We start from the raw sequence: 16491 nt of genomic DNA on the forward strand, positions 1-16491 counted from the left end.
CGTACGCGAAGAGCGATTAGGATGCCATACAGCGGTAAAAGTTGCCGCTCCGGCAACGTGATGTTTATTTTATCCGTTACAACGGCAAAAAGTACCGCTGCATACACGGCCCGCAACCACCCCTTCTGACTTGACATAATCATATATCCATACGCGGCGGCGGTATTCTCCAAGCAGAGAATGCCGCTTGTTGTATTGCCGAAAACATAATATGATGCATAGGACGAAAGACTTCCTGACAACGTTGGCGGTGATGTGATGAAAGTCATGTTGGTGGACGATGAAATACTCGCCGTTCAGCATATCCGGAATATGCTGGACTGGGAAGCGTGCGGCTGCAAGATCGTCGGGGAGCATACGAACCCGAGAAGAGCGCTGGAGTCGTTGGACCAGGCAAAGCCGGATCTCGTGATCGCGGATATCAAGATGCCCGGCATGGACGGTCTTGAGCTCAGTCAGCGGATATTGGAGAAGCATCCCCGCACCAAGATCGTGCTGTTGACCTCGTACAAAGAATTCGAATACGCGAAAGCGGCGTTGACGATCGGCGTGGACAACTATTTGCTGAAACACGAAATCAACGCCGGTGCGCTGCGCTCCGAGCTGCAGCGCATCAAGGAGATGCTGGACCGGGAACGGCTGCGGACGAAAGCGTTTCGCAGCGAGACGCTGCGTAACCTATTGACGGGGCGGCTCCAGGAGCAGGAACTGCTGCGGCTGCGGGAAGACGACTCCTTCTTTGCCCCGGGCCGGCGTTTTGCGCTGTTCTTGATCCGGTTCGACGTCCCATTCCCGATGCATATTCCCGGTTTGCCGGCCGGGGACCCGGCACCGGCGGAGCCGCCGGACTTGTCCGGTTGTATTTCGCATCAGCCGTCTTTCCAGGAAACGATCCGGATGGAATCGAACCTGTGGGTTGCCGTCGCGGAGTCTCCCGCCAGCGTCAGCAGGAAACAGCGGCGCGAGCGGCTGCATGAAGCGGCATCGTCCCTCCATCGTGTGATTAAAGCGTCGCTCGGCAGGACGGCAAGCATCTGTATCGCCGATGAAATCAAGGCGGACGCGGAAGCGTCGCCAACTTATCACGCGGCGGCGGCTTTGCAGAAGAATGCGTTCATGTATGGCTGCGCAAACACTTTCCTATTGGGGGAAGAACCGTCTTCAGGCTCAGCACCAGACTCAGGCAATGAAGAGCAAGTGCGCAAGGAGCTCGAGCGTGCGGCACAATGGGCGGAAGCGCTGGATATCGAGAAGATGGCGGGAGCGTTGGAGCGAACGTTCCGGATCGCCGCCGAGCGGCGCAGCGCCGCATTGCTCCACGATTTGTGCGACCGTTGGATGCAGCTTCTGCATACGATGCGTACCGGTTATCAATTATGCGGATTGGACGAGCTGTACCAAGACGGCGCGATTGATCCGAACGAGTGGAAAACCGTCGGGCACATCCGCGATTGGTTTGCGCGGCTGTTCAGGGAATCGGCGCTTCAGGCGGACGAAGCGGCCAAGCTTTCCGGCAAAGTGAGGCAGGCGATCGAATACATGCAAAAGCATTATCCCGAAGACATTACGGCCGAAACGATCGCCAGCGCGCTCCACATGAGCGGAGACCGCCTTCGCCACCTGTTCAAGGAAGAAACGGGACATACGCTGTTGGAGCACCTGACCCGCATCCGGCTGGAGCAAGCGAAAAAGCTGCTGGCGGAAGGAAGCTGCAAGGTGTATGAAATTGCCGGGATGGTCGGATACGGCAACAGCCAGTATTTCAGTCAAGTATTCCGCAAAGGCGTCGGCGTCAGCCCGAACGAGTACGCCGAAACCAAGGGGAGGCTCCCCCGATGAGAGTGAAAATCCGTACGAAAATTATTGCAATATGCGCGTTCGTCATTACCGCTTCGTTATTTTCAAGCGGTTTTTTCACATACGAATACGTCACCGGCATCTTGAGGGAACGTTCCGTGAACGACAGCAAGACGCATCTGGCGCAAATATCCGTGCAGCTGTCGAGGGTGCGGGAGCAGGTGGTCAAGATCGCCGAATATATCGTTTCGGATGAGGAGATTCATGTGCGCATCGCGCCGAATCGTTCCGCAACGCTCGAAGAGGAATACTTCAGGATGCATGAGGTGCAGGACCGGTTAAAGCGGTTTACCGCATTGAACGCGTTCATTTTGAACGCATTGATCGTAAGGGAAGACGGAGCGACGTTCTCCAACAACTCCGGATATGCAGATTATTTCGCCGAATATTTGAAGCAGCCGTGGTTTCAATCGTTTCTCGATTCCGGGCGGCGCATCGGCTTCACCGCTCCGCACGATTTCTTCTACTTGAACGGGAAGCGCCCGGTATTCAGCTATGTCGTGAAGTATAAAAACCTGCAGGCCGCAAATTCTCCCGACTACTATTTGGTGCTGGACATCCAGCTATCCGAAATCACGAATGCGTTCGAACAAAGCGCGGCGGATTTCGAACAGATGCTGCTCTTTAACGGAACGGGAGACGTGCTGTTTCTCGGAGGCTCCGCCCCGGACGAGTCGTTCGGCCAGATGATCGAACGGGCGATGCAACAAGACGGGATCGCGGAGACCGGCGAGCATATCGCGATTTCGTACGCGCCAGATCCGGACGGATGGAAGCAGGCCGCCGTCATCTCGAAGAAGAAGCTGTTCGCCCCGATCAACCGGATTTTGGACTACTACTTGTTGATTACGGTATCCAGTCTGGCTGCGATGCTGCTGATCATTTTACCCTTCATCGTGAACATGACGCGTCCGATCTCGAAGCTGACCCAGGCGATGAAACGCGTATCCGTCGGGGATCTGAACACGAGCGTATCGATCCGCAGCGGCGACGAAATGGAGCTGTTGGGCGCGGGTTTCAACCGGATGGTGGGCGATCTGAGTCAATACGTGCAGGCGTCCATCCGGCATGAAGAGACGAAACGGAAGATGCAGATCAGTTTGCTGATGGCCCAAATCAATCCGCATTTTATCTACAATACGCTCAATACCGTCATTTATTTGTCGCATGCGGGGAGAAGCAACGACGCCGCGAAAATAACCGAAGCGTTGATCGGCATTCTCCAAGACACGATAAAGACGGGGGACGAGGAATATTTTTCGACGCTGCAAGAAGAAATTCATGTCGTTGCCAAATATATAGACATCCAGCATTACCGGTATCCGGGGCGCTTCCGGGTGGAGTGGAGCGTCGACGAATCGCTTCTGGCGGCGAACGTGCCGCGCCTGGTCATTCAACCGTTGGTCGAAAATGCGCTTTTTCACGGAGTTATTCCGATGGACGAAGCGGGAGTGATTCGAATATCCGTACGGCGGGTGGACGACGGGATGCTGATCGAGGTGGAGGATAACGGCATAGGGCTGCAGGAAGCTTCGGGGCGGCGGAGGGACCGCATGCGCGGCATCGGATTGTCCAACGTGCGGGAGCGGATCCGGTATTTATACGGCGGCAGCTTCGGTGTCACGGTCGTTAACGGGGAGGAGCGCGGCGCAAAGGCCGCCGTTCGTTTGCCGCTGCGCGACCGGATATGAAACAAAATAGCCGTTTTACCTTGTGCAGCTTTGTTGAAAGCGCTGTTACAATGAATCGTGCAAACGCTTTCTATATAGTTCTTGGAGGGGATTCGGTTGAAGGTACAGGCAAAGAAGACTTGGCTAAGCATTCTGCTCTTGATTGCGATCGTTGTCGTCGCGGGCTGCTCAGGAGGCGGCGGAGCGGCGGGCCCGAAAGAAGGAGCAGCTGCGGAGGGGCAAACCGGCGATTCGGACTCGGCGGAAAAGCCGGAGACGTCGCCCGAAGCGCTTACCGCGACCATTAAAGTGTGGGATTGGGACGAAACATTTTTAACGACGATGATACCCGAATTCAACAAGAAGTACCCGGGCATTAAAGTAGAGTACACGGTCGTCAATCCGAACGATTACCTGCAGAAGCTTCAGAGCGGCATCGCGTCGGGCTCCGACGTTCCGGACGTCATTCTCGGCGAAACGGCTTACCGGGGCAAGCTGTTCGATCTGGACGTGCTGGATAATCTCGAGCAGGCGCCATACAGCTTCGACCGTTCGCAGCTGCTTGATTATTTGATTCCGCTCATGTCCAATTCGCGGGGCGAAATCGTAGGCATCGATCAGCAAATTACGCCGGCCGGCTTCGCGTACCGCCGGGATTTGGCGAAGGAGTACCTCGGAACCGACGTTCCGGAGGAGCTGGAGCAGCTGCTGCCGGATTGGGACGCTTTTATCGCGAAGGGGAAAGAAGCGGCGGAGAAGAGCGGCGGCAAGGTAACGATGCTGCCTGGTTTGGGCGATGCGTTCCTCGCATTGCGCGGCCAAACCGCGAAGCCGTACATCAACGGCACGGAAATCGATTTGACGTCCCGTATGCAGGAGCCGCTTGCGAAGCTGTTCGAGATGAGGGATGCGGGCATTCTCGGCAAGCACGAATTGTGGACGCCGTCCTGGTCGGCTTCGATGGCTTCGGGCGAAAATATATTTTACCCGATGGCGCCGTGGGGACCGAAGTGGCATATTTCGGCGAACGATCCGGAAGGCAGCGGCCGATGGGGACTCGTGAAAGCGCCGGGCGGCAGCTTCACCCGCGGAGGCACTTCGATCAGCATTTATAAAGACAGCAAAGTGAAGGAAGCCGCATGGGCGTACGTGAACTTCATGTACTTGTCCGACGAAGGCACGAAGCTCGCTTACAAAAAGTTCGGAGTAACGCCGGGAATCAAGTCGTTCTACGAAACAAATAAAGACCTGATTGAGCAAGGCAGCGAGTACGACGCGTTTTTCGGCGGCCAAAATTTGGCAAAGTACTTTATCGAGAAAATCGTTACAGGCGTAACGGGCGAGCCGCAATCGAAGTACGAGTCGATCGTCGAAGGCGCATTCATGTCGCTGTACCCGCTGTGGACGAAAGATACAGGCATTAGCTCAGAGCAGGCGCTGGAGAAATTTATTGCGGAAGTGAAGAACAAAGCCGCCGGCGCGACGGTGAAATAATCGTTCGGTAAAGAAGGGATGAGCAGCCGTTCCGTTCGCGGACGGTTGCTCATCTGCAAATTACGGGATAAAAGAGGGAAATCAATCATGACTAACGAAATGAAGACGGCACCCGTAATGCCGCCGCTTGGTAACCGGCGGCCGCGATGGAATGTATGGCCGTACGTCTTCGCGCTTCCGTTCGTGCTCGCTTACGCCGTGTTCCAGATGTATCCGGTCGGATATTCCTTCTTCTTAAGTCTCCACGATTGGAACGGAGTCGGCGCAAAGACGTATATCGGCTTCAAAAATTACGCCGATCTGTTTACACGGGATCCGTTGTTTTATAAATCGCTGTACAACACGGTCATTATGATGCTGATGAGCGTGCCCGTTACGATTATTCTCGGTGTGACGCTGGCGTATTTGACGTTTCATCTCGTGAAGGGGCGCCGTTTTTTCCAAACGGTGAACTTCCTGCCTTATATTACGACACCGGTTGCGATCGGGTTTATTTTCTCGTTCCTGTTCGATTGGCAGACCGGTACGGTGAATCAACTGCTGCTAAAAACAGGGCTCGCGGACGAAGGGGTGTACTGGCTGCAAGGCGAGTGGACGTCGCGCATGATTATCGCCCTGATGATCATATGGCGAAATCTAGGGTATTTCATGGCGATATATTTGGCCGGCATGACGGCGATTCCGCAGGACGTGTACGAGGCGGCGAAGGTTGACGGCTCGAGCGGCTTCCACACGTTCCGCACGATTACCTTCCCGCTGCTGCGAAACATTACCGTGTTTCTGGTAGTCACATCCGTGATCGGAGGGCTGCAGCTGTTCGACGAGCCGAAGCTGTTATACGGCGGCTGGTCCGGTTCCGTGCAGGTCGGCGGACCCGAAAACGCGGCGCTCACCGTCATATGGAAATTCGTCGACGACTCCTTCATCTCGAACACCAGATTCGGATACGGCTCGGCGATCGCATACGCGCTTTTCATGATCATAATCGTGTTTTCTATCGCGAGCTACCGGCTGACGGCAGGAAAGGAGGACCGCGGATGAGGAAGCTCCTCGTTTGGTTGTTTTTGCTGGCGGTCACATTCGTTTCCTTGATTCCATTTTATGTGATGATCGTTATGTCGACGCATTTTACCGAGGATATTTTCAAGGGGCTGCCTTTACTTCCCGGAGATTACGCTTGGAATAATTTAAAGACGGTCTTCCAAGGCAACTTCTCGCAAGTATACGCAAACAGCTTGATCGTTTCGTTGTGCGCGGTCGTTCTTGCCGTGTTGACGAGCTCCATGATCGGTTATTCGATTGCGAAATACCGGTTCAAGCTTAATCGCGCGCTGCATTACTTCATTATTATCACAATGATGGTTCCGGTCCAGGTGGGCATTATCGGTTATATTATCGAAATGAAGCATCTCGGCCTCGGGAACACGCTGTTTCCGATCATTCTGATCTGGGCTGCGTTCCCGTTCGGCGCGTTCTTTATGGTTCAGTTCATTAAAGACACGGTGCCCGACGAATTGATCGAGTGCGCGCGAATCGACGGCTGCCACGAAGCGATGATATTTATCCGTATCGTCATGCCTTTGATCAAACCCGGACTTGCAACGCTGGCCACGCTCGTCTTCCTGTGGTCGTGGAACAATTACTTGCTCCCGCTCGTTACGATCAATAACAGCAGGTGGTTTACGGTGCCGTTGTTCGTATCCAATCTCGGAATCGTGCACCGGACGGACTACGCCGCCCGCATGGCGGCGCTGACGATCGCCACCGTTCCGGTATTGCTCGTCTTTTTGGCGGGGTCGCGTACGTTTATTAAAGGCATTACGGCCGGTGCGGTGAAAGGTTGACATAGGGGCAGGCGAAAAATGTCGGTACCGGACCGGAGCGTGCTAGAGTGGAGCAACTGTTTACCCCTCTGCTAAACCAGCACCGACCTTTCATTACAGTTTAATAACGTTGCCGAAAACGAATGACGGAAAGACGTTCAACGTTTGGAAGGAAAAGCCTCCGGCCAATTGACGCCACCAGTCATAGCCCAAATCGTCGGCAATGACGAAGATTCGGTCGTACAGCTCTTCCTCTTCCTGTAGCGACAATCGGACCTGCAGCGCCCACTCCGCCAGGAGCCGATTCAGCTGGTCATCCACATCAGCAGGAAGCCTCATATCCATGGGCTCGTCATCCATTAGATTTACTCCTTTCGGCCGCAGCCAATTCGGTCTGTGGCAGCCCCAGCCGTCCGGCAAGAAGCGCCCGGGCTTGCGATATTTTATAGCGTGCCGTGCCGGCCGGCATCCCGAGCGCTTCGCCAATCCGGCTGCTGTTCATTCCGCCGACGACTTTCATCAGAAGGATGCAGCGAAGCTCCTCCGGGAGCGCGCCGATGGCCGACTCAAGCTCGCGATAACGTTCGCGGCCCGCCAACAACTGGGAGAGGTCACCGGCTGGGGCTCCTGCCCCTTTGTTCCGGTCGCGCAGCTGTTCTTCCGCTTGCCTCCGGTTCGAAGACTTCCGGTAGTAATCTTTCACCAGGTTGGAAGCGATGGAGAAGATCCAGTAGATCCGCTGCTCTTCGGGGATTCGTTCAAGAGCTTCCATCCGGTTCCAGATTCGCAGATAGACGTCATGAAGCAGATCCGCGGCGACATCTTTGCTCCCCGTGCGCCCCAGCAGGTACGAATAGACCTGCCGGGAGTACGCAACATACAAATCGTGGAACAAGTCTTTCCTCATTGCTCGCTTTGGGCTGCAGCGTTCTCTTTTCCCACAATGTTACCCAATTTAACGACGGTCAGGAGTTGGAGCAGCGGAACGAGCTCCATCGGAGCTCTCAGTTCGCCGATCACGACTAATTCCGCAACTTTCTGCTTGAGCACGGCGGTATCGACATCCGAGCCGAATTCGAAATTCCCGATAAGGACCATCGCCATATTGCCGTCAATAAGATCGAAGAAAGCCTTCGAGAACGTATCATTCCCGACGAACAGCCTGGGCGATTCCCCTGTATAGTACGCGATTTGGCCGGTGAGTCGTGTTACTGCGCCCACCAATGCTCTTTCCGCTTTCTTGGGGGCGATTATTTGGCCCGCTACGATCACTTCTTTGAATCCGACCGCTTCGATCTCGGATGTGATGATGATCTGGCCGGCAATGACCAGCATGTCTTCGGGAGAACCCGAGCGGTTCGCGAACGCTTCACCGTCCACCGTCAGCTGACCGGTCAACAGTTTGATTTTCCCGGATGACGGCGGGATCGTCACCGTCATTCCGACGTTTCTCTGTGGAATCTTCATCAAGGCGCCGGACAACGCTTCGGGAGCGATAATAACACCGACGTTCTGAATCTGCGTCACGGCTGCCAAGTCCTCCGGCTTCATCTCGATCAAATCAAGCACGCCCAAATTCTCGATGGTCGTCCCCGTCACTTTTAACTCTTCCATTGCAAGCTCCTCCATTCGATCATGAGTTGATTTACATATAGGAAAACGCGCGACTTCGCCAAGTGTTGGGACGTCAGAAAAAAATATGGAGCTGACCTCAATATTGAGCGTCTATGCTAGGCACCCACATTATACTACAACCATTCTCCCAGCCGCCCCCTCCTTTCTCATTTTACGCTTATCCTCTTGCCGCGCCGATTAGAAAAGTGCAAAGTCCGCGGTCGATTCGTTTCCTTAGTTCCGGGAGGGCACAAAAGATGATTCGGTCTGAGGCAAGGGGAGAATGCGCGCAAGAGGATCCGGTACGTGAACCCCGGGAGATCGTCGAACTTAAGACAGACGGTTGCGGAAAAACGGGTGCTTTCGAAACCGGACAAAAGAGCATAAAAAGCAAAGAATGAACAGGAATGAGCATAAAATCCGAAAATCGCGGGCAGCCGTTTTTCTATAATAGAGTAGTATCCATTAGTTTGCACAAGAGGTGAGCAGGTTTGAAACATGATAAGCGGTGGTCGGTACATACGGCGGATACGATTATATCTCAAGCCGGAAGCGACGGCTTGCATCCGGAAATCGCGAAGCGGTGGGCATATGTGCCGGGCATGATGCTGATGGCGATCGCCCGTACGGGTGAGTACTACGGAAAAGACTCTTACTATGAATTCATGAAACGTCATATGGATTTGTTTGTGGGAGACAACGGCGCCATCCGGGGCTATAGAGTCGAAGAGTATAATCTCGATCAGATCAATCAAGGTAAAAACTTGTTCGCGCTCATCGAACGAACGGGAGAAGCCCGTTATGAACAAGCGGCGCACACGCTTGCCGTCCAATTGATCGGTCAGCCTCGAACGTCGGAGGGGGGCTTCTGGCATAAGAAGATTTATCCTTTCCAAATGTGGCTGGACGGACTGTATATGTCCTCGCCCTTCCTCGCCCAATACGCGAAAACGTTCGAGCGGCCGGAATTGTTCGACGAGGTTGCCCGTCAGCTGTTGTTGGTGGAGCGGAAAACCCGCGACCCGAGGACAGGGCTGCTCTATCACGGTTGGGATGAGGCGATCGAGCAAAACTGGGCGAATCCGAAGACGGGATGTTCGCAAAATTTTTGGAGCCGTGCGATGGGCTGGTATGCGATGGCGCTGGTTGACAGCCTCGAGCACCTGCCGATAGATCATCCGAAGCGGGGCACGATCGTCGGCATTTTCGAAAGGATGTGCGGCGCACTGGCTAAAGTTCAAGAGCAGGAGAGCGGCTTGTGGTTTCAAGTTTTGGACCAAGGGTTCCGCGAAGGGAATTATTTGGAAACGTCCGGATCCAGCATGTTCATCTATGCCCTCGCCAAAGGGATTCGATTGCAATTTTTGGAGAAACCTGCGAGAATCGTCGCGGAGAAGGCGTTCCAAGGATTGATCGAGCGGTTTGTCGAGGAGAACGATTCCGGCGTTCACCTGCACAATATTTGCCACGGTGCCGGTTTAAGCGCCGACCGGGACGGAACTTACGGTTATTACATCAGAGAAAAGGTCGTAACGGACGCGCACATCGGTGTCGGACCGTTTCTGCTTGCGTGCTTGGAGATGGAGCGATTGCATGAAGAATAGGTTAGGAGGAACCTTTAATGAGTGCAGCATTGGACGCGTTGAAGCGTAAGGCGTGGATTTCCGATCAGGGGGACGGGACTTTCGTGAATCCCGTGCTTCATGCGGATTACTCGGATCCGGACGTCATCAGGGTCGGCGAGGATTTCTATATGACCGCTTCCAGCTTTAGTCATATACCGGGCTTGCCGATCCTTCATTCGAAGGACTTGATTAACTGGACGTTGATTAATCATGTCATTCCGCGGATGGATTTGCCCGGATACGACAAGCCGCAGCACGGCAACGGGGTGTGGGCGCCGGCGCTTCGTTATCACGCGGGAAAGTTTTGGGTGTATTACGGCGATCCGGACGTAGGAATCTTTATGAGTACGGCGGTCGATCCGGCAGGGGAATGGGAGCCGCTGCACCTAGTCAAAGAAGGCAAAGGCTTGATTGACACGTGCCCCTTCTGGGATGACGACGGACAAGCGTATTTGGTGCACGCCTTCGCGAAGAGCCGGGCCGGCATTAAACACAAGTTACGACTGTGCAAAATGTCCGCGGACGGCAAGCGGCTGCTTGACGAAGGGCAAATTATTTTCGACGGGACGGAGCATCATCCGACCATGGAAGGTCCGAAGATGTATAAGCGCAACGGGTATTACTATATTTTCGCGCCTGCGGGAGGGGTTGCGACGGGCTGGCAGACGATACTGCGCTCAACGTCCATCTATGGCCCGTACGAAGATAAGATCGTGCTGCATCAAGGGGACACCCCGGTCAACGGACCTCACCAAGGCGGATGGGTCGAGCTGGAGTCGGGAGAGTCCTGGTTTATGCATTTTCAGGATAAGGATGCGTACGGGCGAATCGTTCATCTGCAGCCGGTCCGCTGGGTGGACGATTGGCCGTTGATGGGGGTCGACCGCAATGGGGACGGGATCGGGGAACCGGTGCTTCGCCATCGGAAGCCGAACGTGGGAAAGGAATATCCCGTGGCCGTCCCGGACGATTCCGATGACTTCGACGGCACGAAGCTCGGGCTTCAATGGCAGTGGCAGGCGAACCCGAATCCCGATTGGCATTCGTTTGATAGAGAAAGCCACCTCCGGTTGTTCGCTCAACCTTTGCCGGCGGATGTCGCTACGTTGTATGGCGCGCCGCACCTGCTGATGCAGAAGTTTCCCGCGGAATCGTTCCAAGCGGAAGCTCATCTGGATTGCTCTTCCCTCCAGCCAGGAGAAAAGGCGGGTTTGGTCGTATTCGGTTACAATTACGCATATGTCGCGCTCCGGACGAAAGAGGACGGTTCCGGGTTCGAACTGCTGCGCGCGGAAGGCAACGCGACCGAAGAAACCGTAATCTGGAAAGCCGATTTGGCTGCGCAGACCGTAGTTCTTCGTGTTACGGTTAGCGCCGGGGCTTCGTGCCGCTTCGAATATGGCGCTGAGGACGGCGGCGGGTTTGCGCGGTGCGGCGAGCCGGCGTTTACAGCTTCCAAGGGCCATTGGGTGGGGGCGAAGGTCGGTATGTTTGCGGCCAGGCCGGACGACGGCGACCGGCAAAGCGGAGGGTATGCGGACTGCGACTGGTTTCGAGTTACGCGGCCGGAATGATAGCGGTCGATTATACGGGTTTTCTTGGGCGGGAAATAGGATCAATTTTTGAGCTAATTCGCAGGAATACGGTCACATTTTAACCTTATTCCTCCCCCAGACAACCTTATTTAAGGGCCGAGCAACGGAATAGACGCAATTATTGACCTTATGTAACTCAACACACCCCGCAGACGGATGCGATAAGGTCAAATATTGAACTTATGGACATAAATAAGGTCAGTATTTGACCCTATTGATCTTTACATGTGCTCTTGGCCGGCGGACGATACAGAAGCGGCACGCAACCAGCATCGCCGCCGCGTTGCTACGCATGGCGTTTGCGATAAAGAAGCGGCGTCGTGCCCGCGATCTTCTTGAACGTCTTATTAAAATGAGCGATGTGCTCGAACCCGGCCAGCTCGGATATCATTTGCACGGAGTCCCGCGTATTAATCAGCATTTTCTGAGCTTCGCGAATCCTCACCACCTGCACATACTCCCGGAAGTGAAATCCCGTCAATCTTGTAAAGATGCGGCTGAGATAGGAAGGGCTTATATAAAATTGTTTCGCAACCTGCTCCAACGTGATCTTCTTTTCGAAGTTGGAGTTGATATATTGCGCGATTTCCGACACCTTCTGGTGCATAGGGTGCTCATATTCGTGCGATGCTTGCCCCTGCGGCGACTCGTCGATGCGGTGAAGCCGAATCAGCAGCTCGTTCATGAGCGATCGGACCAAAGAAGTATAGAAGGCCGCTTGGGTTTCGCATTCCGCGAGCATCTGTTGCAGCAGCCGCTCGATTTCCGGTTGGTCCTTCAACGGGATTTTCATCAACCGGGAAGACCCTCCCTTCAACAATTCGGAAACTTTCGGATTCCCGCGTTCAACGAAGTCCGGGGAAAAGTTGACCAAAATCCTCTCGAAATGCAGCTTGTCCGAGCTCGCGGTCGAATGAAGATCGTGCGGCATGATGATCATCATATCCCCCTTCTTGACCGTATACACGTTGCCGTTGAGGAAATACACCCTTTCCCCGTTAAGCAAATAGTACAGCTCGAAGAACGGGTGTTCATGGGGACGCGGCATGCTGTTGGATCCGGTGCGCGACATGTACTGGATCGAAAAGTCATTCTCTCCGATGAAATATTTCGGCCCGAATTGATCATTCATGGATATATCTCCCCTCTGTAATCCGAACGAGACGACAGCTTATGAATTATATACCATGCCTACATAGGATCATCAAGGGCAGATTATAAATCAAGAGTGCATGTAAAGCAAAATTTACGTTGAAATGGGCATCAAAGACAGAAGAATTGAGCGTTTTCTTCATCTATACTGAAATCATACGAAAGGTCAAAAAACGAAGGTATAGAGGTGGGGACATTTTGAGTAACAAAGCGATTGCGGAAAACCCGGCCGAACTGCCGGCGATCCCGGACCGGTCTGTGGCCGTTACCGAATACGGGGCGGTGGGCAACGGAATTCATGATAACACGGAATCGATCCAACGGGCGATCGACGAAAGCGCTTCTGCGGGAGGAGGAAGGGTCGTCATTCCTCCCGGCATATGGCTGACCGGTCCGCTCACATTAAAGAGCCGCATTGAGCTGCATGCGGAAGCCGGAGCGTTGGTCGTATTCAGCAAGAGATATACCGATTACCCGTTGGTTATGTCGTGCTATGAAGGCAGGCAAATGTTCCGGTGCCAGGCTCCATTGGACGGCGATGGTCTGGAGGACGTTGCGATTACGGGCGGCGGCGTGTTTGACGGAGGCGGAGAAGCCTGGAGACCTGCGAAGAAAATGAAGCTTACGGAAAAGCAATGGAACGAGTTGGTCCGGTCCGGAGGCGTAGTGGACGAGCATGGCATATGGTGGCCGACGCAAGCCGCCAAGGACGGAGCGGAAACGGTCGCGCGTCTGGAACGGACGGGGAGCAAAGATGCGAAAGATTATGAAAGTGTCAGAGAATTTCTGAGACCATGCTTGTTAAGCTTGAGAAGGTGCAAGCGAATATTGCTGGACGGACCGACCTTTCAAAATTCGGCATCCTGGTGCCTTCATCCGTGGGCTTCGGAGCACATTACGTTTCGCAACGTCACCGTCCGCAATCCGTGGTACGCGCAAAACGGGGACGGGCTGGATATAGATTCATGCAAATTCGTTACGGTGGAGCATTGCTACTTCGACGTCGGGGACGACGCGATATGTCTGAAATCGGGCAAAGATGAAGCGGGGCGTCTGCTGGGGATGCCGAGCGAGCATATCACGGTCCGCCATTGCACCGTATATCACGGGCACGGCGGAATCGTGGTCGGGAGCGAAATGTCCGGCGGAGTGAAAAACGTTCACGTTTCGGATTGTACGTTTATCGGTACGGATATCGGCATCCGGTTCAAGAGCTGCCGCGGCCGCGGAGGCGTTGTGGAGCAGATCGCGATCGAGCGGATCCGGATGAAGGACATCGCGGGGGATGCGATATCGTTTAACTTATATTACGAAGGGAAATCAGGTTCCGGGAAGTACGGGGAGGAGATTTTCGTACCCGTCACCGTGGAAACCCCGGAATTCCGAAATATTCATATCGAAGATATCGTTTGCGACGGCGCGCAAGCTGCGCTGCTCGTCAACGGACTGCCGGAAATGCCCGTCTCCGGTCTCTCACTCAAGCGCGCTGTCTTTTCCTGCAAGGAAGGGATCGTCTGCCGGAACGGACAACATGTGATCATTGAAGATGTTGAACTGCACGTTCAAGACGAACCGATCGTCACCCTTCATCAGAGCCGGTCGGTTCGGCTCGTGAACTTGTCGGGAACGGGATCGCCGGACGAAGACAGGCTGCTTGTCGTAACGGGCGGCAAATCGGCCGATATCAAGTGTTTATCTCCCGCAACGCCCCCGTCTCACCGAAAAGTGGCGATCTCCGAGGACGCGAATCCCGAAGAAGTGGTCGTTCTATAATCATTGCCATTCAAAGCTCTTCGTCTGTTCAGGCGGAGAGCTTTGCGGTTTCCTCAAGCCGATTCCACAAATAAAGCGTTTACGTCTTCTTCCTTTCTCTGTTATAACAGATAGAAAAACAAGCGAAGAGGAATTGCTGATGATGGGACACTTTCGCACGCTCAGCCTTACCAGGCAGATCATTTATTTGATTTTGCTGATGCTAATCATCCTTCTGATCTCATTCGTCGTTTCGAACACGATTGCCAAACGGATTGTCGAGAGCAAGGTAACGGACTCCGCCGCCAAAATTTTGTCTCAGGTTGAAGACAACATGGAAAGCTTCTATGCGGACATGGAGAGAATTTCGGTTTCGATGCTGTACAGTCCGACAATACAAGCCTTTGTAGACCTGGAGGACTCTTACTCCAGGGTTTTCATGGACAGTCAAGTCATATCGGTCTTCTCCAATACCATTGTATTGAAAGACAATATCCGGGGAATCCAGCTTTACGACCGGTCAGGGACGATGGTGACCAGTATGGGAATGGGGGCCGGCGAAACCGACAAACCGCCGCCTCCAAAAATCGAATATTCCGGTTTATTGACGGATCCGGATACGGGCGAAACGATCCCGAACTATTCCATTTCCGTCCCGATCTATAATTTGGAAAGCGCACCTGAGAAGGATCACAAGGGAACAAGCGTATTTGTCATGGATGTCGGCAACTTCAAAAATATATTGAAGAACGCAAAAATGACACCCAATTCCCGGCTGCTTCTTCTGGACCAAAACAAACAAATCATGGCAAGCGAAGGGAACTCCTCCAGCCTCGATGTATCCCGGTTAGAGGAGTGGAAGAACGACAATCGATATATCGTGCAGACGAGCACGCTGTCCGAGACCGGGTGGGAGCTGGTCAGCGTCATACCGAGGAACGAGCTGCTGCAGGAATTGAATATCGTTCAAAGACTGAACATTGCGACATATGCGGTCATGTTTTGTATACTCGGTCTCTTTCTGATCATTTTTTTCACCCGTATCTTACAACCGATCAAAGCGCTGATCGATTTTATGAAGTCCTATCCGAAAATCGGCCACGAAAGCCGCATCCATGTCACATTCCGTAATGAAATCGGCGTGCTCGCCGTCAGCTTGAACAGAATGCTGGACGAAATAGACTCCCTGAGCAAAGAGATACAGCTATCGCAAAAGCGGATATACGAAATCGAAATCGCGAAGAAACAGATGGAAATATCGGCATACCGCAATCAGATCAACCCTCATTTTCTGTACAACACACTGGAATGTATACGCGCCATGGCTTTTTATTACAAAGCTCAGGATATTGCCGATATTTCGTCCTCCTTGTCCGGTATGTTCCGTTACTCGGTCAAAGGGAGCGATTTCGTCGCGATTCATGAAGAAATATCCCACGTCAAGGAATATGCGAAAATTATCGGGTTCAGGTTCATGGGAAGGATACAGGTCGTCATTGACGCGGATGAAGATGTGCTGAAGCTGAAAACGATTAAGATGCTTCTACAGCCAATTGTGGAAAATGCCGTGTTCCATGGATTGGAGAGAAAGATCGACAACGGCGCGGTCCGGATTCAAGTGAATAAAGCTTCGAAAAGCAAAGTTCAATACGTCATACAGGACAACGGAAACGGAATGGAAGAAAAGCAGCTCCGGGAGCTGATCGAACGGTTGAAGCGGTTCGAGCATCAAGGACAGACGGAGAATGAAGCGAAGCAAGGAATCGGATTATCCAACATTTACTGGAGAATCAAGCTTTTATACGGTGACGAGGCGGACATGACCGTCGACAGCAAACCCGGTTTGGGTACAACCGTCAAGATTACCTTCCCGCTACAGGAATTCACAGAACAATTGGAGGTTGTATAG

The 16491-nt window shown here is 53.5% G+C and carries 14 protein-coding genes; 10 read left to right on the top strand and 4 right to left on the bottom strand.

Annotated elements, in window-relative coordinates; genetic code table 11:
* The first annotated feature begins 258 nt into the window (after positions 1-258).
* The 5 genes from JET16_RS10450 (at position 259) to JET16_RS10470 (ending at position 6865) form a co-directional block, all read left to right on the top strand.
* Complete coding sequence (locus tag JET16_RS10450) at positions 259-1839, top strand: response regulator (protein ID WP_199615794.1); 1581 nt, start codon at positions 259-261, stop codon at positions 1837-1839.
* Positions 1836-3548 (top strand): sensor histidine kinase, encoded by a 1713-nt coding sequence (locus JET16_RS10455; RefSeq protein ID WP_199615795.1) that lies wholly within the window; start codon positions 1836-1838, stop codon positions 3546-3548. The genes JET16_RS10450 and JET16_RS10455 overlap by 4 nt, the downstream gene beginning before the upstream one ends.
* 96 nt (positions 3549-3644) lie before the next feature.
* Complete coding sequence (locus JET16_RS10460) at positions 3645-5021, top strand: ABC transporter substrate-binding protein (RefSeq protein ID WP_199615796.1); 1377 nt, start codon at positions 3645-3647, stop codon at positions 5019-5021.
* Positions 5022-5108: 87 nt separating this feature from the next.
* Positions 5109-6062: a carbohydrate ABC transporter permease gene (locus JET16_RS10465; protein WP_199615797.1), complete on the top strand. Its 954-nt coding sequence runs from the start codon at positions 5109-5111 to the stop codon at positions 6060-6062.
* Complete coding sequence (locus JET16_RS10470; protein WP_199615798.1) at positions 6059-6865, top strand: carbohydrate ABC transporter permease; 807 nt, start codon at positions 6059-6061, stop codon at positions 6863-6865. The genes JET16_RS10465 and JET16_RS10470 overlap by 4 nt, the downstream gene beginning before the upstream one ends.
* A gap of 93 nt (positions 6866-6958) precedes the next feature.
* Here the strand turns inward: JET16_RS10470 and JET16_RS10475 are convergent, their stop codons facing one another.
* From JET16_RS10475 to JET16_RS10485, 3 genes are read right to left on the bottom strand one after another with little or no spacing between them, the layout of a single operon-like run.
* A complete protein-coding gene (locus JET16_RS10475; protein ID WP_199615799.1) occupies positions 6959-7204 on the bottom strand; it encodes a hypothetical protein in 246 nt (81 codons plus the stop codon).
* Positions 7197-7739 (bottom strand): RNA polymerase sigma factor, encoded by a 543-nt coding sequence (locus JET16_RS10480; protein ID WP_199615800.1) that lies wholly within the window; start codon positions 7737-7739, stop codon positions 7197-7199. Before JET16_RS10480 ends, JET16_RS10475 begins: the two co-directional genes overlap by 8 nt.
* An 8-nt stretch (positions 7740-7747) precedes the next feature.
* Positions 7748-8458: a hypothetical protein gene (locus tag JET16_RS10485; RefSeq protein WP_199615801.1), complete on the bottom strand. Its 711-nt coding sequence runs from the start codon at positions 8456-8458 to the stop codon at positions 7748-7750.
* Between the two features lie 257 nt (positions 8459-8715).
* On the opposite strand from JET16_RS10485, the gene JET16_RS10490 reads away from it, so the two are divergent.
* The 3 genes from JET16_RS10490 (at position 8716) to JET16_RS10500 (ending at position 11657) form a co-directional block, all read left to right on the top strand.
* Positions 8716-8859: a hypothetical protein gene (locus tag JET16_RS10490; protein WP_199615802.1), complete on the top strand. Its 144-nt coding sequence runs from the start codon at positions 8716-8718 to the stop codon at positions 8857-8859.
* Between the two features lie 90 nt (positions 8860-8949).
* Positions 8950-10062: a glycoside hydrolase family 88/105 protein gene (locus JET16_RS10495; protein WP_199615803.1), complete on the top strand. Its 1113-nt coding sequence runs from the start codon at positions 8950-8952 to the stop codon at positions 10060-10062.
* 17 nt (positions 10063-10079) lie between these two features.
* Complete coding sequence (locus JET16_RS10500; protein ID WP_199615804.1) at positions 10080-11657, top strand: glycoside hydrolase family 43 protein; 1578 nt, start codon at positions 10080-10082, stop codon at positions 11655-11657.
* Positions 11658-11964: 307 nt separating this feature from the next.
* Here the strand turns inward: JET16_RS10500 and JET16_RS10505 are convergent, their stop codons facing one another.
* The gene (locus JET16_RS10505; protein WP_199615805.1) at positions 11965-12810 is read right to left on the bottom strand and encodes an AraC family transcriptional regulator; all 846 of its coding nucleotides are present in this window, start codon (positions 12808-12810) and stop codon (positions 11965-11967) included.
* 218 nt (positions 12811-13028) lie between these two features.
* Between JET16_RS10505 and JET16_RS10510 the strand changes: the two genes are divergently transcribed.
* Both JET16_RS10510 and JET16_RS10515 read left to right on the top strand, forming a co-directional pair.
* Positions 13029-14603, top strand: coding sequence for a glycoside hydrolase family 28 protein (locus JET16_RS10510; protein ID WP_233531379.1), 1575 nt, complete (start codon positions 13029-13031; stop codon positions 14601-14603).
* Positions 14604-14742: 139 nt separating this feature from the next.
* On the top strand, positions 14743-16491 hold the full coding sequence (locus JET16_RS10515) for a cache domain-containing sensor histidine kinase (protein WP_199615806.1): 1749 nt from the start codon (positions 14743-14745) through the stop codon (positions 16489-16491).

Source organism: Paenibacillus alkalitolerans (assembly GCF_016482785.1).
Taxonomy (GTDB): Bacteria; Bacillota; Bacilli; order Paenibacillales; family YIM-B00363; genus Paenibacillus_AE; species Paenibacillus_AE alkalitolerans.

Coding starts and splice junctions, on each gene's coding strand:
- JET16_RS10450 (WP_199615794.1), top strand. CDS start 259: ATGAAAGTCATGTTGGTGGACGATGAAATACTCGCCGTTCAGCATATC.
- JET16_RS10455 (WP_199615795.1), top strand. CDS start 1,836: ATGAGAGTGAAAATCCGTACGAAAATTATTGCAATATGCGCGTTCGTC.
- JET16_RS10465 (WP_199615797.1), top strand. CDS start 5,109: ATGACTAACGAAATGAAGACGGCACCCGTAATGCCGCCGCTTGGTAAC.
- JET16_RS10470 (WP_199615798.1), top strand. CDS start 6,059: ATGAGGAAGCTCCTCGTTTGGTTGTTTTTGCTGGCGGTCACATTCGTT.
- JET16_RS10475 (WP_199615799.1), bottom strand. CDS start 7,204: ATGGATGACGAGCCCATGGATATGAGGCTTCCTGCTGATGTGGATGAC.
- JET16_RS10485 (WP_199615801.1), bottom strand. CDS start 8,458: ATGGAAGAGTTAAAAGTGACGGGGACGACCATCGAGAATTTGGGCGTG.
- JET16_RS10490 (WP_199615802.1), top strand. CDS start 8,716: ATGATTCGGTCTGAGGCAAGGGGAGAATGCGCGCAAGAGGATCCGGTA.
- JET16_RS10500 (WP_199615804.1), top strand. CDS start 10,080: ATGAGTGCAGCATTGGACGCGTTGAAGCGTAAGGCGTGGATTTCCGAT.
- JET16_RS10505 (WP_199615805.1), bottom strand. CDS start 12,810: ATGAATGATCAATTCGGGCCGAAATATTTCATCGGAGAGAATGACTTT.
- JET16_RS10515 (WP_199615806.1), top strand. CDS start 14,743: ATGATGGGACACTTTCGCACGCTCAGCCTTACCAGGCAGATCATTTAT.